The following is a 22,576-nucleotide window of genomic DNA, read 5'->3' on the forward strand; positions in this document are numbered from 1 at the left end:
GGCGTAAAGGAAATCCCCTTCGACCGGGAAAGTGCTGCTTGATGCCCACCGAGTACGTTCCCCTTTCGGCCGCTCAGCAGAGCGTCTGGTACGCGCAGCAGCTGGCGCCGGAAACGCCGATTCACATCGCGCAGTACATCGAGATCGAGGGACCGCTCGACCACGCGCTGTTCGACCGCGTCGCGCGGCTCGGCGCGCACGAGGTGCTCGCGATGAACGCGCGGCTCGTGGAGGCGGACGGGGCCGTCCGCCAGGTCCTCGACCCGGACGCCTCCGTGTCGATCCCGCTCGTGGACCTGTCCGGCGAGCCCGACCCGGACGCCGCCGCGCGCGCGTGGATGCGCGCGCGGCTGGCCGAGCCGCTGCCGCTGGACGGCGGGCGGCTGTTCAGCACGGCGCTGCTGCGGCTCGCGCCGGACCTGCACCGCTGGTTCATCCGCGCGCACCACATCATCCAGGACGGCTTCAGCGGCCCGATGATCAGCCGCCGCGCCGCCGAGGTCTACACCTCGCTGTCCGCCGGCGGCGCGTACGTCCCGGCCGAGCTCGGCGACTACCGGGCGCTGCTCGCCGAGGAGGAGGCGTACCGGGCGTCGGAGAAGTTCGAGCGGGACCGCGCCTACTGGACCGAGCGGTTCGCCGACCGCCCGGCGGCGGTGTCGCTGGCCGACGGGACCGCCGAGCCCACCGCCGACTACCGGAGCATGATCAGCCTCGTCCCGCCCGCGGAGAGCGCCGCGCTCGCGGCCGGGGCCCGCCGGCTGCGCACCGCGACGCCGGGCCTCGCGATCGCCGCGACCGCCGCGTACGTGGCGCGGATGACCGGCGCCGAGGACGTGATCCTCGGCCTCGCCGTCACCGGCCGCACCACCCGGCTGGCGATGGAGACGCCGGCGATGATGTCGACGATCCTGCCGCTGCGGGTCCGCGTCGGCCCGGACATGACGGTCGACGACCTGGTGCGCGCCGCGACCCGGGCGACCGCGCGGGCGCTGCGGCACCAGCGCTACCGCCGCGACGACCTGGTCCGCGACCTGAAGCTGCTGGGCGAACGGCACCGGCTGTACGGGCCGGTCATCAACATCATGGCGTTCGACTACCGGCTGGACTTCGCGGGCCTGCCGGCGCGCATGCACGCCGTCACGACCGGGCCGGTCGACGACCTGTCCATCAACGTCTACGACAACTTCGACGGCGCCGGGCTGCGCGTCGACTTCGAGGCGCACCCGGACCTCTACAGCGAGGACGAGGTCGCCGCGCACCTGCACCGCTACGTCCGGTTCATACGCACCCTCGGGGACGTGGACCCGGCGACGCCGCTCCGCGACGTGGAGCTGCTGGACGACGCCGAGCGGTCCCGCGTCCTGCACGAGTGGAACGACACGGCGCTGCCGGTCGCGCCCGCCGTCGTCCCGGAGCTGTTCGAGGCGCAGGCCGCCCGCACCCCGGACGCGCCCGCCGTCACGCACGCCGGCACGACCCTCACCTACCGGGAGCTGGACGAGCGCGCCGGCCGCCTCGCCCGCCGGCTGATCGCCCGCGGCGCCGGCCCCGGCGACTTCGTCGCGCTCGCCCTGCCGCGCGACGAGAACCTGGTCGTCGCGGCGCTCGCCGTGCTGAAGTCGGGCGCGGCCTACCAGCCGATCGACCTCGCCTACCCGGCGGACCGCATCGCGTTCATGCTGGACGACGCGTCCCCGGCCTGCGTCATCACGGCCCCGGGCGCCGACCTGCCCGGCGCGACGCCGCGCCTGGAGCTCGACCCGTCCTCCCTCGCCGCCCCGCCCGGCGGAGACACCGCCGCCGCGGCCGTGACCGACGCGGACCGGGTCCGGCCGCTCCACCCGGCCGACGCCGCCTACGTCATCTACACCTCCGGCTCCACGGGACGTCCGAAGGGCGTCGTCGTCTCCCACGCCGGCGCCGCCGACCTGTGCGCGTGGGCGGAGAAGGACTTCGGCCCGGAGCGGCTCGCCCGCGTACTGTTCTCCACGTCGCTGAACTTCGACGTGTCGGTGTTCGAGTGGCTGACGCCGCTCACGATGGGCGGCCACATCGAGGTCGTCCGGGACCTGCTGGAGGTCGGCGAGCGCGGCGGCTGGTCCGGGACGCTGGTCAGCGGCGTGCCGTCGGCGATGTCGGCGCTGCTCGCGGCGGGCGCCCCGGCGCTGGAGGCGGGCGACGTCGTCCTCGCCGGCGAGGCGCTGCCCGCGAAGCTCGTCCACGACCTGCGGGCCCTCCTGCCGGACGCCCGCATCGCCAACATCTACGGCCCCACCGAGGCGACGGTCTACGCGACGGCCTGGTTCGACGACGGCAACGCCGCCGGCCGCGCCCCGATCGGCGGCCCGATCGCCAACACCCGCGCCTACGTGCTGGACGCCTCGCTCCGGCCCGTCCCCGCCGGCGTGCCCGGCGAGCTGTATCTCGCTGGCGCGGGCCTGGCCCGCGGCTACCTGGACCGGTCCGCGCTGACCGCGGAGCGGTTCGTCGCCTGCCCGTTCGGGGAACCCGGCGAGCGGATGTACCGCACCGGCGACCTCGCCCGCTGGAACGCCGCCGGGCAGATCGAGTACCTGGGCCGCCTCGACCACCAGGTCAAGATCCGCGGCTTCCGCATCGAGCTGGGCGAGATCGAGGCCGCGCTCAGCCGGCACCCCGCGGTGGGCCAGGCGGTCGTGGTGCCCCGGGAGGACCAGCCGGGCACTCCCCGGCTGATCGCGTACGTCGTCCCGGCCGGTCCCGTCGACTCCGACGAGCTGCGCCGGTTCGCCGCCGAGACGCTGCCCGCGTACATGGTCCCGGCGGCGGTGGTGCCGCTGGACGCGCTGCCGCTGAACCCGAGCGGCAAGCTCGACCGGGCGGCGCTGCCCGCCCCCGACTTCGCGGCGCGGGCGTCGGGCCGCGCGCCGCGCACCCCCGCCGAGACCCTGCTGGCGGACCTGTTCGCCGAGGTGCTGGGCGTCGCCCGGGTCGGCATCGACGACGGCTTCTTCGACCTCGGCGGCGACTCGATCATCGCGATGCGGCTGGTGTCGCGGGCGCGGCGGGCCGGTCTGCTGCTGTCGCCGCGGGAGGTGTTCCGGTACCCGACCGTGGAGGCCCTCGCCCAGGTGGCGCGCAGCGCGGACGCCGCCGAGGCGGACGGCACCGCCGAGGAATCGGGCGTGGGCGAGTTCCCCGCCACCCCGATCATGCGGTGGCTGCGGGACCTCGGCGGCCCGACCGGCGGCTTCAGCCAGAGCGTCCTGCTCCGCACCCCGCCCGGCCTGGGCACCGACCACCTGACCCGCGCGCTGCAGGCCGTCCTCGACCACCACGACGCCCTCCGGATGAGCGTCCCCGCCGGCGGCGACCCGCGGATCACCGCGCCGGGCACCGTCGACGCCGCCGCGTGCGTCCACCGGGTCGACGTCGCCGGAGCGGACGACGCGTCCCTGGCGGAGACCGTCGCGGCGCAGGCCGACCTCGCGCGCGGCCGCCTGGACCCCGGGTCCGGGACGATGGCGCAGCTCGTGTGGCTGGACGCGGGCCCGCAGGCGCCCGGCCGGCTGCTGGTCGTGCTGCACCACCTGGTCGTGGACGGCGTGTCCTGGCGGATCCTGCTGCCCGACCTCGTCACCGCTTGGGCGGCGAGCACCACCGGCGAACCCGTCCGGCTCGACCCCGCCGGCACGTCGTTCCGCCGCTGGGCGCACCGGCTCGCCGAGGACGCCGTCACCGAGCGGCGGACCGCCGAACTCGGCCTGTGGACCGAGATGCTGCGGACCGAGGACCCCCTCCTCGGCGACCGCCCCCTCGACCCCGCCCAGGACACCCGGGCCACCGCCGACAGCCTCACCCTGGAACTGGACGAGGCCACCACCTCGGCGCTGCTCACCGGCGTGCCCGCCGCGTTCCACGGCCGCGTCAACGACGTCCTGCTCGCCGGGCTGGCCCTCGCCGTGACCGAATGGCGCCGCCGCCGCGGCGTCGCCCTCCGCGACTCCGCCGTCCTGGTGGACCTGGAGGGCCACGGCCGCGAGGACCTGCCCGCGGCGCCGGGCGCCGCCGCCCTCGACCTGTCGCGCACGGTCGGCTGGTTCACCAGCATGTTCCCCGTCCGGATCGACGCGGGCGACGCGGCATGGGACGAGGTCCGCGTGGGCGGGCCGGCGGCGGGCGAAGCCGTCCGCAACGCCAAGGAGCGGCTGCGGACGCTGCCGGACAACGGCCTCGGCTACGGCCTCCTCCGCCACCTGAACGAGGACACCGGGCCGGAACTCGCCGCCCGGCCCGCGCCGCAGATCGTCGTCAACTATCTCGGCCGGGTCGAGGACGCCGGCGGCGACTGGAGCATCGCCGCCGAGGCGGGCGCCCTGGACGGCGGCGGCGACGCCGCCATGCCGCTCGCCCACACCGTGGAGATCGACGCGGTCGCCCGCGACTCGGCCGCCGGGCCCCGGCTGTCCGCGACCTGGACGTGGGCCGCGAAGATCCTCGACGCCGCGGACGTCCGCGAGCTGGCCGACGCCTGGTTCGAGGCGCTGCGGGGCATCGCCGCGCACGTCGCGGCGGGCGGCGGCGGGCACACCCCGTCCGACTTCCCGCTGATCCCGCTGACCCGGACCGAGGTCGCCGAGGTCGCCGCCGCCCATCCGGGGCTGGCCGACCTCTGGCCGCTCTCGCCGCTCCAGCAGGGCTTCTTCTTCCACGCGCTGCTCGACTCCGGCTCCGACGTCTACACCGCCCAGCTCGTCCTCGACTTCGAGGGGCCCCTCGACACCGCCGCCCTGCGCGCGGCCGGGCAGGGACTCGTCGACCGGCACCCCGGCCTGCGGGCCGCGTTCGCGCAGACCGGCGACGGCACCCCGGTGCAGATCGTCCTCGGCGCGGCCGAGGCGCCCTGGGCGGAGACCGACCTCGGCGGCGCGCCGGAAGCCGCGATCCAGGCGGCCATGACCGCCGAGCGGGCCCGCCCGTTCGACCTCGAACGCCCGCCGCTGCTGCGCTTCGCGCTGCTCCGGCTCGGCCCCGGCCGCCACCGGCTCCTGCTCACCGCCCACCACATCGTGCTGGACGGCTGGTCCATCCCGGTGCTGGCCGGGGAACTCCTCGCCCTCTACACCGGCGAGCAGCCGCCGCGCACCGCCCCCTACAAGGAGCACCTCGCCTGGCTGGACGCCCAGGACGGCGACGCCGCCCGCGACGCGTGGCGCACGGCCCTGGAGGGCCTCGCCGAACCGACGGTGCTGGCCCCGGCCGCCGCCGACCGGCCGCCCGTCCTGCCCGAGCACGTCGTCCTCGACCTGCCCGCCGACCTGTCGGACGGCCTGTCCGCGCGGGCGCGGAGCCACGGCCTGACCCCCAACACCGTCGTGCAGGGGCTGTGGGGGCTGCTGCTGGCGCGGCTCACCGGCCGCGACGACGTGGTGTTCGGCGCCACCGTCTCCGGACGGCCGCCCGAGCTGCCCGGCTCCGAGCAGATGATCGGGCTGTTCATCAACACGCTGCCCGTCCGGGTCCGCCTCGACGGCGCCGAGACCCTGATGGAGAGCCTCGGCCGCCTCCAGGACGAGCAGTCCCGGCTGTTCGCCCACCACCACCTCGGCCTCGGCGAGATCCAGCGGGCCGCGGGCACCGGCCCGCTCTTCGACACCATGACGGTGTTCGAGAACTACCCGCTCGACGCCGCGCTGCTGGAGGCGGCGTTCGACGGGGTCCGGCTGGCGGGCGCCGACCTGGTCGACGCCACCCACTACCCGCTGACCCTGCTCGCCGTGCCGGGCGAGCGGCTCCGGCTCCGGCTGGAGTACCGGCCCGACGTCCTCGACCGCGCCACCGCCGAGCGGGTGACCGGGCTGCTGGACGACCTCGTCCGGACCCTCGTCACCGACCCGGACCGCCCGGTCGCCGAGATCGCGCTGCCCGGCGCGGCCGGCGTGCGCGACGTGCTGGCCGCGCTCGGCGGCGGCGCGCCCGCCGCCCGGCGGGGGGCCATGCCCGGCGGCAGCCGCCTCGTCGCCTATGTCGTCGCCGCCCCCGGCGCCGACCTCGACCCCGAGGAACTGCGCGCCCACGTCCGGGAGAACCTGCCCGAGTCGATGGTGCCCGCCGTCGTGGTCGTCCTGGACGAGCTGCCGCTCACCCCCAACGGGAAGGTCGACACCAAGGCGCTGCCCAAACCGGAGCTGACCGGCCCCGGCACCGCCTACCGGGCCCCGCGCGACGCCCGCGAGGCCGCCGTCGCCGGCATCGTCGCCGACCTGCTCGGGATCGACGCGCCCGGCATCGACGACGACTTCTTCGAACTGGGCGGGGACTCGCTCGTCGCCATGCGCGTCGCGACCCGGATCCGCCGCGCCCTCGGCGTGGAGCTGCCCGTCCGGGCCCTGTTCGAGGCGCCCACCGTCGCCGGCCTCGCCGCGCGCGTCGCGGAGCTGGAGGGCGCGGCGTCCGGGCGCCCGCCGCTGGAGCCCCGCGAGCGGCCCGCCGTCGTCCCGCTCTCGTACGCGCAGCAGCGGCAGTGGTTCCTCACCAAGTTCGAGGGGCCGTCCGCGACCTACAACATGCCGGTCGCGCTGCGCATCCGCGGCCCCCTCGACGCGGACGCGCTCCGCGCCGCGATCGGCGACCTGGTGGAACGGCACGAGACGCTCCGCACCGTCCTGCCGGACGCCGGGGGAGTGGCGCGCCAGACCGTCCTGGACCCGGCCGCCGCCCGCCCCGAGCTGGAGGTCGCCGAGACCACCGGCGCGGAGCTCCCGGCCCGGCTCGCCATGGCCGCCGGATACGCGTTCGACATCACCGCCGAACCGCCGCTGCGCACCCACCTGTTCCGGGTCGCCCCGGACGAGCACGTCGCGCTGCTCCTCCTGCACCACGTCGGCGGCGACGGCTGGTCGATGGCGCCGCTCGCCCGCGACTTCATCACCGCCTACGCGGCCCGCGCCGGCGGCACGGCGCCGGAGTGGGCGCCGCTGCCTGTCCAGTACGCCGACTACACGGTCTGGCAGCAGGAACTGCTCGGCTCCGAGGACGATCCGGACAGCCTGGTCTCGCGGCAGATCGCCTACTGGCGGGACGCGCTGGCCGGGCTGCCGGAGGAGCTGTCGCTCCCGACCGACCGGCCGCGCCCGGCGGAGGCGTCCTACCGGGGCGCGACGGAACGGTTCCGGCTCGGCGACGACGTCCACGCCGCACTCCTCGGCATCGCGCGGGAGACCGGCGCGAGCCCGTTCATGGTCGCCCAGGCCGCGTTCGCCGCCCTGCTCACCCGCCTCGGTGCCGGGACGGACGTGCCGATCGGCTCACCCATCGCGGGCCGTACGGACGAGGCGCTGGACGACCTGGTCGGCATGTTCGTGAACATGCTCGTCTTCCGCACCGACACCTCCGGGGACCCCTCGTTCCGGGAGCTCATCGGGCGGGTCAAGGAGACCGACCTCGCCGCCTACGCGCACCAGGACGTCCCGTTCGAGCGGCTCGTCGAGGTGCTGAACCCGCCGCGCCACCTGGCCCGGCACCCGCTGTTCCAGGTCGGGCTGACGTTCCAGAACAACCCGGAGGCGCGGCTGGAGATGCCCGGCTTCACCGCCGAGCTGGAGCCCCTCGCCGCCGGAGCGTCCCGCTTCGACCTGCTGATGATCCTCACCGAGCGGGGGGACGGGTTCGACGGCGAGCTGGAGTACGCCCTCGACCTGTACGATCCGGCCACCGCGCGGCGGCTCGTCGAGCGGTTCGAGCGGTACCTGTCCGCGCTGCTCGCCGACCCGGACGCGCCCATCGGCCGCGCCGACGTCCTCGCGCCGCAGGAGCGGTCGCTGATCCTCGGCGAATGGGCCGGGGGCGGCGCCGATGCGGCGGAGCGGGCGACGATTCCCGCGCTGTTCGAGGCCCAGGCGGCGGCCCGTCCGGACGCGCTTGCGGTGACGTTCGAGGGTGTGTCGTGGACGTATGCCGAGGTGAACGCGAGGGCGAACCGGCTGGCGCACAAGCTGGTCGAGCAGGGTGTTGGGCCTGAGCAGTTCGTGGCGTTGGCGCTGCCGCGTTCGGCCGACCTCGTCGTGGCGATCCTGGCGGTGTTGAAGGCGGGCGCGGCGTATGTGCCGATCGACCCGGACTATCCGGAAGACCGGATCGCGTACATGGTCGAGGACGCACGACCCGTCCTCACCCTCCGCCCGGACGACCTGGACGCCGAGGGCTACGACGAAGCGAACCTCGATGTGGCGGTCTCACCGGACCACCCGGCGTACGTCATCTACACGTCGGGTTCGACGGGCCGCCCGAAGGGTGTGGTGATCCCGCACCAGAATGTGGTGCGGTTGCTGCGTTCGACGGAGGAGTGGTTCGACTTCGGCCCGGACGACGTCTGGACGCTGTTCCACTCCTACGCCTTCGACTTCTCCGTCTGGGAGTTGTGGGGCCCGCTGCTCTATGGCGGCCGGCTCGTCGTCGTCCCGTACCTGACCTCCCGGTCGCCGGAAGAGTTCCTGTCTCTCCTGGCCGCCGAGAAGGTGACCGTCCTCAACCAGACTCCGTCGGCGTTCTACCAGCTCATGGCCGCCGACCGGGACAACCCCGGCACCGACCTGGCGCTGCGCTACATCGTGTTCGGCGGCGAGGCACTGGAACTGGGACGTCTGGAGGACTGGTACTCCCGGCACCCCGAGAACGCCCCGACGCTGGTCAACATGTACGGCATCACCGAAACGACGGTGCACGTCTCGTACATCGCCCTCGATCGCGCCTATGCGGCGACCGCGCCCGGCAGCGTGATCGGCGTCGGCATCCCCGACCTGCGCGTCTACGTCCTCGATGACCGCCTCCAGCCCGTCGCGCCGGGTGTGGTCGGCGAACTGTACGTCGCGGGTGCGGGCCTGGCGCGCGGCTACCTGAACCGTCCGGGGCTGTCGGCGGAGCGGTTCGTCGCCGACCCCTACGGTGCGCCCGGCACCCGCATGTACCGGACGGGCGACGTCGGGCGGTGGCTGGACGGCGGCCGCCTCGAATACCTCGGCCGCAGCGACCAGCAGGTGCAGCTGCGCGGCTTCCGGATCGAGCTGGGCGAGATCGAGTCGGCCCTCGCCCGCCACGACGCCGTCTCCGACGTCGCCGTGGTCGTCCGGGACGAGCGCCTCGTCGCCTACGTCGCGGGCACGGACGTCGACTCGTCCGACCTGCGCCGCTTCGTGGGCAAGGACCTGCCCGACTACATGGTCCCGGCCGTGATCGTCGAGCTGGACGCCCTCCCGCTCACCGTCAACGGCAAGCTCGACCGCAAGGCGCTGCCCGCGCCCGACTTCGCCGCGAAGGTGTCGTCGCGCACCGCGCGCACTCCGGAGGAGGAGACGCTCTCCCGGCTGTTCGCCGAGGTGCTCGGCTTGGAACGGGTCGGGATCGATGACGGGTTCTTCGACCTGGGCGGCGACTCGATCATCGCGATCCAGCTCGTCTCCCGCGCCCGCCAGTCCGGCCTGGTCATCACCCCGCGCGACGTGTTCCAGCACCAGACCGTCGAGGAACTCGCCGCCGTCGCCCGACCCACGGGCGAGGGCGAGGAGATCGAGGCCGAAGCCCCCGGCACCGGCATCGGCCCCGTCCCGGTCACCCCGATCGTGGCGTGGCTGCGCGAACGGGTCGGCGGCGACACCGCGCTGATCAGCGGCTTCCACCAGTCGACGCTGCTGCGCACCCCGCCGGACCTCGGCGCCGAACGGCTGACCGCCGCGCTCCAGACGCTTCTCGACCACCACGACATGCTCCGCCTCCGCCTGGACGACTGGCAGCCGATCGTCCGGCCGCCCGGCTCGTGCGACGCGGCCGCCCTGGTCACCCGGGTGGACGTCGCGGGCATGGACGCCGACAAGCTCCAGTCCGTCATCACCGAGCAGGCCACCGCCGCCCGCGACCGGCTCGACCCGGCCGCCGGGACGGTGGCGCAGCTCGTCTGGTTCGACGCGGGCCGCGAGCAGGGCCGGCTCCTCCTCGTCCTGCACCACCTGGTCGTGGACGGGGTGTCGTGGCGGATCCTGCTGCCCGACCTCGTCGCCGCGTGGGCCGGCGGGACCCTCGACCCCGTCCCGACCTCGTTCCGCCGCTGGGCGCAGAAGCTCACCGCCGCCGAGCGGGACGAGGACGAGCTGGAGGACTGGCTCGACATCGTCGACGGCCCCCCGCAGAACCTCGCGAAGCGGACGCTCGACCCCCGCGTGGACATCGCGGCCCGCGCCCGCTCGGTCACCCTCGACCTGCCCGCCGACGTCACCGGGCCGCTGCTCACCGACGTCCCGGCGGCGGTCCACGGCCGGGTCAACGACGTGCTGCTCACCGGCCTCGCGCTCGCCGTCGCGCGGTGGCGGCGGCACCGGGGCGGGCGCGGCACCGGCGTCCTCGTCGACCTCGAAGGGCACGGCCGCGAGGACGTCGTCCCCGGCGCCGACGTCTCCCGCACCGCCGGCTGGTTCACCTCCATCCACCCGGTCCGGCTGGACGCGGGCGGCGCGACCGGCGCCGCCGCGCTCAAGACGGTGAAGGAGCAGCTCCGGGCCGTCCCGGACGGCGGCATCGGCTACGGCCTGCTCCGCTACGGCGGCGGCGAGGCCGCCGAGGAGCTGGCGGCCGTCCCGCCCCCGCAGATCGCCTTCAACTACCTCGGCCGGGTCGACGCCGGGGACGCGGGCGGCGACTGGACGCTCGCCGCCGAGGAACTCCCCGCCGGCGAGGACCCGGCGATGCCGATGGCGCACGTCCTGGAGATCAACGCCGTCACCCGCGACCTGCCCGGCGGTCCGGTGCTGTCGGCGAGGTGGACGTGGCCGGGCGGCCTGCTGGAGGCGCCCGACGTCCGGGAACTGGCCGAGGGCTGGTTCACCGCGCTGCGCGCCCTCGCCGCGGACGCCGCCGCCGGCGACGCGGCCGGCTTCACCCCGTCCGACCTGCTCGTCGACCTGGACCAGAGCGAGATCGACAAGCTGCAGACCGCATGGAGGCAGAAATCGTGAACCGGGGTGACCTTGAGGACATCCTGCCCCTGTCGCCCCTGCAGCAGGGTTTCTTCTTCCACGCGCTCTTCGACGCGGGTGACGCGGACGTCTACACGGCGCAGCTCGTCCTCGACCTGGAGGGGCCGCTGGACGCGGGGGCGCTGCGCACCGCCGCCGGGACGCTGCTGCGCCGGCACGCGAACCTGCGCGCCGCGTTCTGGCACGAGGACCTGTCGCGGCCCGTCCAGGTGATCCCGCGCACGGTCGAGCTGCCGTGGGAGGAGGTCACCGCGTCCGGTGCGGACGCCGACGCCGTCGTGGCGCGGGAGCGGGCGCGGGGCTTCGACATGACCGCGCCGCCGCTGCTGCGGTTCGTGCTCGTCCGGATGGGGCCCGAGCGGTCCCGGCTGATCCTGACGAACCACCACATCCTGTTGGACGGGTGGTCCACGCCGGTCCTCGCGACCGAGCTGTTCCTGCTCTACGTGCAGGGCGGCCACGACACGGGGATGCCGCGCGTCACCCCGTACAAGAACTACCTGGCGTGGCTCGCGAAGCAGGACCGCGCCGCCGCCGAGGAGGCGTGGCGCCGCGCCCTCGCCGGGGTGGACGAGCCCAGCCTCGTCGCGCCGGAGGCCGCCGGCCGCGCGCCGGAGCCGCCGCGGCCGACCGTCACCGGCCTCGACGAGCGGACGACCCGGCGCCTCACCCGCGCGGCCCGCCGCCACGGCGTCACGCTGAGCACCGTCCTGCAGGGCGCCTGGGGCCTGGTCCTCGGCCGCCTGCTCGGCCGCGACGACGTGGTGTTCGGCTCGACCGTGTCCGGCCGCCCGCCGGAGCTGCCCGGCGTCGAGCAGATGATCGGCCTGTTCATCAACACGCTGCCCGTCCGCGTCCGGTACCGGATGGACGAGCCGCTCGGCGCCCTCATGGAGCGCCTCCAGGAGGAGCAGACCGAACTCCTCGCCCACCACCACCTCGGCCTCACCGACATCCAGCGCGCGGCGGGCCACGGCGGCGGCGCCCTGTTCGACACGATGACGGTGCTGGAGAACTACCCCTTCGACCCGTCCTCGATGGACGGCTCCCTCAACGGCGTCCGCGTCGCCGCCGTCGACTCCTACGACGCGACCCACTTCCCCTTGTCGTTCGTCGCCCTGCCCGGCGAGGCGTTGTCGCTGCGCCTGCACTACCGGCCGGACGTGTTCGAGCAGGAGGCCGTGGAGGCGATCCTCGCCCGGATCCGCCGCGTCCTGGAGGCGTTCGCCGAGGACTCCGGCCGCCTGATCGGCGCCGTGGACCTCGCGGGGGAGGACGAGCGGTCCCGGCTGGCGCGCTGGAACGACACGGCGGGCGCCATCCCGTCCGGCACCCTCCCGGCCCTCTTCGAGCCGCAGGCCGCGCGTACCCCGGCCGACGTGGCGCTCGTCTGCGGCGACGCGCGGGTGACCTACGCGGAGCTGAACGAGCGCGCCAACCGGCTCGCCCACGAGCTGATCGCGCGGGGGATCGGCCCCGAGGACCGCGTCGCGCTCGTCCTGCCGCGCACGCCCGAGATCGTCGTGGCGATCCTCGGCGTGCTGAAGGCGGGCGCCGCCTACGTCCCGATCGACCCCGAGTACCCGTCCGACCGCATCGCCTACATGCTGTCCGACGCCCGCCCCGCCCTGACGATCACCGCCGGGGACTTCCCGGACACGAGCGGGCGGCCCGCGCACGACCCGTCCGACGGCGAGCGGGTGCGGGCGCTGCGCCCGGACAACGCCGCCTACGTCATCTACACGTCGGGGTCCACCGGGCGGCCCAAGGGCGTGGTCGTCCCGCACGTGGGCGTGCTCAACTACTTCGAGGCGCACCGGGACGCGTTCATCGACCCGGCGATCCGGGCCGCGGGCGGGCGCCGGATGCGGTTCGCGCACCTGGCGTCGTTCTCGTTCGACACGTCCTGGATGGGCCTGCTCTGGATGATGTACGGCCACGAGCTGCACCTCATCGACGACGACACCCGCCGCGACGTCGAGGCGTACACCGACTACGTGGCGCGCGCGCAGATCGACCTGGTAAACACCACCCCGTCGCACTTCACCTCGCTCCGCGAGGCCGGGCTGCTGGACGCCGACGGGCGCCACCTGCCCTCGCACCTCCTCCTCGGCGGCGAGGCCGTCGGCGAGAACCTGTGGGCAGAACTCCGCGCGATCCCCGGCGTCACCGCCCGCAACTTCTACGGGCCCACCGAGTCGACCATCGACACCATGAACCAGGTGGTCGCGCGCAGCGAGCACCCGTCGATCGGCGGCCCCTACCGCAACACCCGCGCCTACGTGCTGGACGCCGCGCTCCAGCCCGCCCCGGCCGGCGTCCCCGGCGAGCTGTACCTGGCGGGGGTCCAGCTCGCGCGCGGCTACCTCGACCGGCCCGGCCTGTCGGCGGAGCGGTTCGTCGCCGACCCGTTCGGCGCGCCCGGCGACCGCATGTACCGGACCGGCGACCTCGCCCGGTGGCGCCCGGACGGCACCATCGAATACCTCGGCCGCGCCGACGACCAGGTGAAGATCCGCGGGTTCCGGGTGGAGCCCGGCGAGATCGAGAACGTCCTCGCCGGGTGCGGGGGCGTCGCGCACGCCGCCGTGGTCGTCCGCGAGGACCGGCCCGGCGACCGGCGCCTCGCCGCCTACCTCGTCGGCCCGGACGTCGACGTCGCCGCCGTCCGCCGGTACGCGGCCGAGCGGCTGCCCGACTACATGGTCCCGTCGTTCACCGTCCTGGACGCGCTGCCGCTGACCGTGAACGGCAAGCTCGACCGCGCCGCGCTGCCCGCACCGGACGCCGCCGCCGCCGCGAGCCGCGCCCCGCGCACCCCGCGCGAGGAGATCCTCTGCGGGCTGTTCGCCGAGGTCCTCGGCGTGCCGCGGGTCGGGGTGGACGACGGGTTCTTCGACCTCGGCGGCGACTCGCTCACCGCGACCCGGCTGGCCAGCAGGATCCGGTCCGCGCTCGGCGCCGAGCTGCCCGTCCGGGCGCTGTTCGAGGCGCCGACACCCGCCGGCCTCGCCGAGCGCCTCGCGGACGCCGACGCCGGCGGGGTGCGGCCGCCGCTGGCGCGGGCCGAGCGGCCCGACGTCGTGCCGCTGTCGTACGCGCAGCAGCGGCTCTGGTTCCTCAACCGGTTCGAGGGGCCGTCCGCGACGTTCAACATGCCGGTCGCGCTGCGCCTCGACGGCGACCTCGACCTCGACGCGCTGCGCGCCGCGCTCGCCGACGTGGCGGAGCGGCACGAACCGCTCCGCACGATCTTCCCGGACGGGTCCGGGACCGCCCGGCAGCTCATCCTCGAACCGGCCGCCGCGCGCCCCCGGCTCGACGTCACCGAGACCGTCGAGGCGGCGCTGCCGGCGGCGCTGGCCGCCGAGGTCGGGCGCGGCTTCGACCTGTCGGTGGAGCCGCCGCTGCGCGCCCGCCTGTTCGCCCTCGGCGGCGATGTGCACGTCCTGATGCTCGTCCTGCACCACATCGCGTCGGACGGATGGTCGATGGCGCCGCTCGCCCGCGACGTGATCCTCGCCTACGCCGCCCGCGCGGAGGGGCGGGCGCCGCAGTGGGCGCCGCTGCCCGTCCAGTACGCCGACTACACGCTCTGGCAGCGCGAGCTGTTCGGGTCCGAGGACGACCCCGGCAGCCTGATCTCGCGGCAGATCGCCTACTGGCGGGACGCCCTGGCCGGGCTGCCGGAGGAGCTGTCGCTCCCGACCGACCGGCCGCGCCCGGCGGAGGCGTCCTACCGGGGCGGGACGCACGCCTTCGAGCTGGACGCCGACCTGCACGCCGCGCTCCTGGCCCTCGCCCGCGAGAACGGCGCGACGCTGTTCATGGTCATGCAGGCCGCCTACGCCGCGCTGCTGACCCGGCTCGGCGCGGGGACGGACGTGCCGATCGGTTCGCCGATCGCGGGCCGTACGGACGAGGCGCTGGACGACCTGGTCGGCATGTTCGTGAACATGCTCGTCCTGCGCACCGACACTTCCGGGGATCCCTCGTTCCGGGAGCTCATCGGGCGGGTCAAGGAGACCGACCTCGCCGCCTACGCGCACCAGGACCTGCCGTTCGAGCGGCTCGTCGAGGTGCTCAACCCGGCGCGGTCGATGGCCCGGCACCCGCTGTTCCAGGTCGCCCTGTCGTTCCAGAACAACCCGGAGGCGCGGCTGGAGATGGACGGGCTCACCGGCGGCCCCGAACCCCTCGGCTCGGGCGCCGCCAAGTACGACCTGTCCCTCTACCTGGAGGAGCGGCACGGCGACGGCGGCGCGCCCGGCGGCATCGACGCCGGGCTCGAATACGCCCTCGACCTCTTCGACCCCGCCACGGCCGTGTCCATCGCGGACCGCTTCGAGCGCCTGCTCCGCGAGCTGGTCGCCGACCCCGGCGCGCCCGTCACCACCGCCGAGATCCTCGACCGGAGCGAGCGCCGCACCCTGCTGCGCCGCTGGGCCGGCGGGAAGGGCGGCGACGTCGAATGGGCGACGATCCCGGCGCTGTTCGAGGCGCAGGCGGCGGCCCGTCCGGACGCTGCGGCGGTGACGTTCGAGGGTGTGTCGTGGACGTATGCCGAGGTGAACGCGAGGGCGAACCGTCTGGCGCACCGGCTCATCGAGCGGGGTGTCGGGCCTGAGCAGTTCGTGGCGTTGGCGCTCCCGCGCTCGGCCGACCTTGTCGTGGCGATCCTGGCGGTGTTGAAGGCGGGCGCGGCGTATGTGCCGATCGACCCCGATTACCCGGAAGACCGGATCGCGTACATGGTCGAGGACGCGCGCCCCCTCCTCACCCTCGGCCCTGATGACCTCGACGCCACCGGACGGCCCGACAGCGACCCCGGCGTCGCCATCGACCCCGACCACCCGGCGTACGTCATCTACACGTCGGGTTCGACGGGCCGTCCGAAGGGCGTGGTGATCCCGCACCAGAATGTGGTGCGGTTGCTGCGTTCGACGGAGGAGTGGTTCGACTTCGGCCCGGACGACGTCTGGACGCTGTTCCACTCCTACGCCTTCGACTTCTCGGTCTGGGAGCTGTGGGGCCCGCTGCTGTACGGCGGACGGCTCGTCGTCGTCCCCTACCTGACCTCCCGGTCGCCCGAAGACTTCCTCGCCCTGCTGGCGGCGGAGCGAGTGACCGTCCTCAACCAGACCCCGTCGGCGTTCTACCAGCTCATGGCCGCCGACCGGGACAACCCAGGCACCGACCTGGCGCTCCGCTACATCGTGTTCGGCGGTGAAGCCCTCGACCTCGGCCGCCTGGAGGACTGGTACTCCCGGCATCCCGAGAACGCGCCCACGCTGGTCAACATGTACGGCATCACCGAGACCACGGTGCACGTCTCGTACATCGCGCTCGACCGCGTCCACGCCGCGACCGCGCCCGGCAGCATCATCGGCGTCGGCATCCCGGACCTGCGCGTCTACGTCCTCGACCACCGCCTCCAGCCCGTCCCGGCGGGCGTCGTCGGGGAGCTGTACGTCGCGGGCGCGGGCCTCGCCCGCGGCTACCTGAACCGGCCCGGCCTGTCGGCGGAGCGGTTCGTCGCCGACCCGCACGGTGCGCCCGGCACCCGCATGTACCGGACGGGCGACCTCGGCCGCTGGCGTCGCGACGGCGCCCTCGAATACCTCGGCCGCGCCGACCAGCAGGTGCAGCTGCGCGGCTTCCGGATCGAGCTGGGCGAGGTGCAGGCCGTCCTGACCAGGCATGACGCGGTCAAGGATGCGGCCGTGGTCGTCCGCGACGACCGCCTGGTCGCCTACGTCGTCGCCGACGGGATCGACGCCGCCGACCTGCGCCGCTTCGCGGGCCGGGACCTGCCCGACTACATGGTCCCGGCGGCCGTCGTCGAGCTGGACGCCCTCCCGCTGACGTCCAACGGGAAGCTCGACCGCAGGGCGCTGCCCGCGCCCGACTTCGCCGCGAAGGTGTCGTCCCGCACTCCGCGCACTCCGGAGGAGGAGACGCTCTCTCGGCTGTTCGCCGAGGTGCTGGGCCTGGAGCGGGTCGGGATAGATGACGGCTTCTTCGACCTGGGCGGCGACTCGATCATCGCGATCCAGCTCGTCTCCCGCGCCCGCCAGTCCGGCCTGGTCATCACGCCCCGCGACGTGTTCCAGCACCAGACCGTCGAGGAACTCGCCGCCGTCGCCCGACCCACCGGCGAGGGCGAGGAGGTCGAGGCCGAGGCGCCCGGCGCGGGCATCGGACGCGTCCCCGCGACCCCGATCATGCGCTGGTTCCAGGAGCTGAACGGCCCCGTCGACGGCTACAGCCAGCGGATGCTCCTCCAGGTCCCGCCGGGCCTCGGCCTGGACGAGCTGGCCCGGGCGCTCCAGACGCTCCTCGACCACCACGACATGCTCCGCCTCCGCGTGGACGGCGGCGAGTTCGAGGTCGCCGAGCCCGGCACGGTCGACGCCGCGCCGCTCGTCCGCCGCGTGGACGTCGCGGGCCTGGACGCCGAGGCGCTCCGCGCGGTCCTCGCCGACGAGGCGGAGGGGGCGCGCCGCCGCCTCGACCCCGCCGCCGGGACGATGGCGCAGCTCGTCTGGTTCGACGCCGGCCCCGGCGCCTCCGGGCGCCTCCTGCTCACCCTCCACCACCTCGTCGTGGACGGGGTGTCGTGGCGGATCCTGCTGCCCGACCTCGTCACCGCGTGGGCCGGGGGAGACCTCGACCCCGTCCCGACCTCGTTCCGCCGCTGGGCGCAGCGCCTCGCCGCCGAGGCGTCCGACCCCGCCCGCACCGCGGAGCTTCCGCTCTGGGAGGACGTCCTCGCCACCCCCGACCCGGTCCTCGGCGCCCGGCCGCTCGACCCGGCCGCCGACACGTTCGGGACGGCGCGGCACCTCACCCTCGGCCTGCCCGCCGACGTGACCGGCCCCCTCCTCACCGAGGTCCCCGCCGCGTTCCACGGGCGCGTCAACGACGTGCTGCTCACCGGCCTCGCCCTCGCCGTCGCCGAGTGGCGGCGCGAGCGCGGCACCTGCGACGAGACGGCCGTCCTCATCGACCTCGAAGGGCACGGCCGCGAGGAGGTCGTCCCCGGCGTCGACCTGTCCCGCACCGCCGGCTGGTTCACCTCCCTCTACCCGGTGCGCCTGGACGCCGGGTGGGTCGAGCCCGCCGACGTCCGCGAGGGCGGCCAGGCCGTCGGCACCGCCCTCAAGCGGGTCAAGGAGCAGCTCCGCGAGATCCCCGACAACGGCATCGGGTACGGGCTGCTGCGCCACCTCAACCCCGCGACCGGCGAGCGGCTGCGCTGCGCGCACCCGCAACTCGCGTTCAACTACCTCGGCCGGACCGCCGCGCCCGAGGCCACCGACTGGGCACCGGCCGGACCGGCCGAGAGCGACGCCCTCGGCACCGGGCAGGACGCCGCGCTCGGCCTCGTCCACGCGATCGAGGTCAACGCGCACACCCGCGACCTGCCGGGCGGGCCCGAGCTGTCCGCGACGTGGACGTGGGCCGGGGACCTGTTCGACGCCGCCGCGGTCGAGGACCTCGCCGGCCGCTGGTACGCGGCGCTGCGCGGCCTCGTCGCGCACGTCGTCGGCGGCACCGCCGGCGGGCCCGTCGGCGGGTTCACCCCGTCCGACCTGTCCCTGGTGGACGTCAGCCAGGACGAGATCGACGAGCTCGCCGCCGAGCTCGACGGTGAATGGGAGCTGGATTGAGCAAGTCGCAGCTAGAGGACATCCTCCCGCTGTCCCCGTTGCAGCAGGGCCTGTTCTTCCACGCCCTCTACGACTCCGGCCACGACGTCTACACCGCGCAGATCGTGCTCGACCTGCGCGGCCCGCTCGACGCCGCCGCGCTGAAGGCCGCCGCGCAGACGCTGCTGCGCCGGCACGCGAACCTGCGGGCCGGGTTCCGGCAGCGCAAGGAGGGGTCGCCGGTCCAGGTCGTCCACCGCGCGGTGCGGCTGCCCTGGCGGGACGAGGACCTGTCCGCGCTGCCCGAGCCCGGCCGGGAGGCCAGGGCCCGCGAGCTGGCCGACGCCGAACGCGCCCGGCCGTTCGACATGGCGAAGCCGCCGCTGCTGCGGTTCATGCTCATCAAGATGGCGGACGACCTGCACCGCATGGTGTTCACCAACCACCACATCCTGCTGGACGGCTGGTCCACGCCCGTCCTGCAGACCGAGCTGTTCGCGCTGTACCTCGCCAAGGGCGACGACACCGGCATGCCGCGCGTCGCCCCCTACAAGAACTACCTGGCGTGGCTCGCCGCCCAGGACCGGGCCGCCGCCGAGGACGCCTGGCGCACCTCCCTCCAGGGCGTCCACGAACCCACCCTGGTCGCGCCCGGTGCACCCGAGCCCGGCACCGGCGCGCCCGGCCGTGTCCGGACTCAGCTCACCGAGGAACTCACCACCGCGCTCAGCGCGCGCGCCCGCGCCCAGGGCGTCACCCTCAACACGGTCTTGCAGCTCGCCTGGGGCACGCTGCTCAGCACCCTCACCGGATCCAGCGACGTCGTGTTCGGCGCCGCGGTGTCCGGCCGCCCGCCCGAACTGCCCGGCGTCGAGCAGATGATCGGCCTGTTCATCAACACGCTGCCGATCCGCGTCCGCGTCCGGCCCGCCGACACCGTCGCCGAGGCCCTCGCCCGCCTCCAGGACGAGCAGGCCGCGCTGATGCCGCACCACCACCTCGGCCTCGCCGACATCCAGCGGCTCACCGGCGCCGGGACGCTGTTCGACACGATGACCGTCCTGGAGAACTACCCGTTCGACGCGGACGCCGCCGGCGCCGACCTCGGCGGTCTCACCCTCCGCGACGTGGACGGCTACGACGCCACCCACTACCCGCTGACGTTCGCCGCCGTCCCCGGCCGCGGCCTGTCGCTGCGCATCGACCACCGCCCCGACCTGTTCACCGGCGAGGACGCCGAGCGGCTGATGCGGCGCCTCCTGCGCGTCCTCGACGCGATCGCGCACAAGCCGGACCTGCCCCTCGGCCGCGTCTCCGTCCTCGACGACGGGGAGCGCGCCGACGTCCTGGAGAACTGGCAGGGCCGCCGGACCGGCCGCGTGCCCGGCACCCTTACCGGCCGCTTCGCCGAGCAGCGCGCGAAGACCCCGGACGCGACCGCCGTCCGCGCCGCCGGCGCGTCCCTCAGCTACGCGGAACTGGACGCCCGAGCGAACCGGCTCGCGCACCGGCTGATCGAGCTGGGCGTCCGCCGGGAGTCGCGCGTCGCGGTCCTGCTCGAACGGTCCGCGGACGTCGCCGTCGCGTCCCTGGCGATCCTCAAGGCCGGCGGCGCCTACGCGCCCCTCCACCCCGGCCAGCCCGCCGACCGGATCGCGTGGGCGGTCGGAGAGGTCGGCGCGCCCGTGCTGATCGTCGACGGCGCGATGCGCGACCGCGCCGCCGCCCTCGGCACCGCCGCCCGCGTCGTCGCCGTGGACGACCCGGAGACCGCCGCCGCCCCGGACACCGACCCGGCCGTGCCGTGCCACCCGGACCAGCTCGCCTGCGTGTTCTTCACCTCCGGCTCCACCGGCCTGCCGAAGGGCGTGATGATCACGCACCGCGACGCCGTCGGCCTCGCCACCGACGGCCGGCTCCGCGGCGGCGCCCACGACCGCGTCCTCGTCCACTCCTCGCACGCCTTCGACGCGTCCACCTACGAGCTGTGGACGCCGCTGCTGCGCGGCGGCACCGCCGTCTTCGCGCCCCCCGGCCCGCTGGACGGCGCCGCCCTCGAAGAGATCATCCGCACCGAGGACCTCACCGCCGCCTTCCTCACCACCACCCTGTTCAACCTCGTCGCCGAGGAGCGCCCGCACGCCTTCGCCCGGCTCCGCGAGGTGCTGACCGGCGGGGAGGCCGGGTCGCCCGCCGCGATGCGCAAGGTCCTCGCCGCCTGCCCGGACACCGAGGTCGTCCACATGTACGGGCCCACCGAGGCCACCACGTACGCGACCGCCGCGCCGCAGCGCGCGCCCCTCGCCGACCCGGCCGAGCGGACGCCCGTGCTCGGCCGCCCCTACGACGACATGCGCGTGTACGTGCTGGACCAGGGGCTGCGTCCCGTCCCGCCCGGCGTCGTCGGGGAGGCGTACATCGCCGGGTCCGGCGTCGCCCGCGGCTACCTGCGGCGGCCCGCGCTCACCGCCGAGCGGTTCGTGCCCGACCCGTTCGGCGCGCCCGGCGACCGCATGTACCGCACCGGCGACCTCGTCCGGTGGCGGCCCGGCGGGGACCTGGAGTACGTCGACCGCGCCGACTTCCAGGTCAAGGTCCGCGGGTTCCGGATCGAGCTGGGCGAGGTGGAGGCGGCGATCGCCGCGCACCCCGGCGTCGCCAACGTCGCCGTCATCGCCCGCGAGGAGGCCCCCGGCCACAAGGCCCTGGTCGCCTACGTCATCGCGCCCACCACCGACGGCCTCCGCGAGTTCGTCAAGGAACGCCTGCCGGAGTACATGGTGCCCGCCGCGTTCGTCCGGATGGACACCTTCCCGGTCGGCCCGACCGGCAAGCTCGACCGGCGGGCGCTGCCCGCCCCCGACTACTCCGGTGCCGCCGCCGGCCGCGATCCGCGCACCCCGGACGAGGAGCGGCTGTGCGCGGTCGTCGCCGAGGTGCTCGGCCTCGACCGGGTCGCCGCCGACGCCAGCTTCTTCGACCTCGGCGGCGACAGCATCGCCGCGCTGAAGCTCGTCACCCGCGCCCGGCAGGCCGGCGTCGAGCTGACGCCCCGCGACGTGTTCACCCACCAGACCGTCGAGGCGCTCGTGAAGGCGGGCGACCCCGACGACCGGATCGGCTTCGAGGTGCTCCTCCCGATCCGGACGTCCGGGTCCCGCCCGCCGGTCTTCTTCGTCCACCCCGCCGGCGGCCTCGCCTGGCCCTACCTGCAGTTCCAGCGGCACCTCGGCCCCGACCAGCCCGCCTACGGCCTGCAGGCCCGCGCGTTCACGCGGTCGGACCTGCCCGGCTCCGTCGCGGAGATGGCCGCGGACTACCTGGAGCAGATCCGGTCCGTGCGCCCGACCGGCCCCTATCACCTGGTGGGCTGGTCGCTCGGCGGGCTCGTCGCCTACGAGATGGCCGTCCGGCTCCAGGCCGCCGGCGAGGACGTCGGGCTGCTCGCGCTGATCGACTCCTACCACGGCCAGGACCTCGTCGGCGACGAGCGGGAGATCCTGCACGAGCTGCTGCAGGGCATCGGCGTGGACGCGACGGCCCTCGCGCCGGACGGCAACCCCGACATGAAGCAGATCATGGCGATCCTCGCCGACCGCGACGACGCCCTCGCCACCCTCGCCGAGGACGACCTCGTCAACGTCTACCGCAACTACGAGAACGGGCTCCGGCAGGCCGAGGAGTACCGGCCGGGCCGGTTCCGCGGCGACGTCGTGTTCTTCACCGCGCTCCAGGGCCGCACCGCGCAGTCGCCGACCGGGCGCGCCAACTGGGGCCCGCTCGTCGAGGGCGAGATCGAGGACTACCCGGTCGACATCGAGCACCACCTGCTCCTGGAGCCGGAGCCGGCCGCCGAGATGGGCGCCGTCCTGGCCGCCAAGCTCGACAAACTGCACAGCGGAACGCGGGACCACTGAA

The 22,576-nt window shown here is 74.9% G+C and carries 3 protein-coding genes; all 3 read left to right on the forward strand.

What is annotated here, in order from left to right; all coding sequences use genetic code 11:
• The first annotated feature begins 41 nt into the window (after positions 1–41).
• From AB0K34_RS24110 to AB0K34_RS24120, 3 genes are read left to right on the forward strand one after another with little or no spacing between them, the layout of a single operon-like run.
• The gene (locus AB0K34_RS24110) at positions 42–10,985 is read left to right on the forward strand and encodes an amino acid adenylation domain-containing protein (RefSeq protein ID WP_364550954.1); all 10,944 of its coding nucleotides are present in this window, start codon (positions 42–44) and stop codon (positions 10,983–10,985) included.
• Positions 10,982–18,679, forward strand: coding sequence for an amino acid adenylation domain-containing protein (locus AB0K34_RS24115; protein ID WP_364550956.1), 7,698 nt, complete (start codon positions 10,982–10,984; stop codon positions 18,677–18,679). The genes AB0K34_RS24110 and AB0K34_RS24115 overlap by 4 nt, the downstream gene beginning before the upstream one ends.
• Positions 18,676–22,575, forward strand: a complete 3,900-nt coding sequence (locus AB0K34_RS24120) for an amino acid adenylation domain-containing protein (RefSeq protein ID WP_364550958.1) — start codon at positions 18,676–18,678, stop codon at positions 22,573–22,575. Before AB0K34_RS24115 ends, AB0K34_RS24120 begins: the two co-directional genes overlap by 4 nt.
• The last annotated feature ends 1 nt before the right edge of the window (position 22,576 follow it).

It is taken from the genome of Actinomadura sp. NPDC049382 (genome assembly GCF_040677125.1).
GTDB lineage: Bacteria > Actinomycetota > Actinomycetes > Streptosporangiales > Streptosporangiaceae > Spirillospora > Spirillospora geliboluensis.

What these genes read in the sequence shown, in the direction of transcription:
- AB0K34_RS24110 (WP_364550954.1), top strand. Translation starts at nt 42, where the DNA reads ATGCCCACCGAGTACGTTCCCCTTTCGGCCGCTCAGCAGAGCGTCTGG.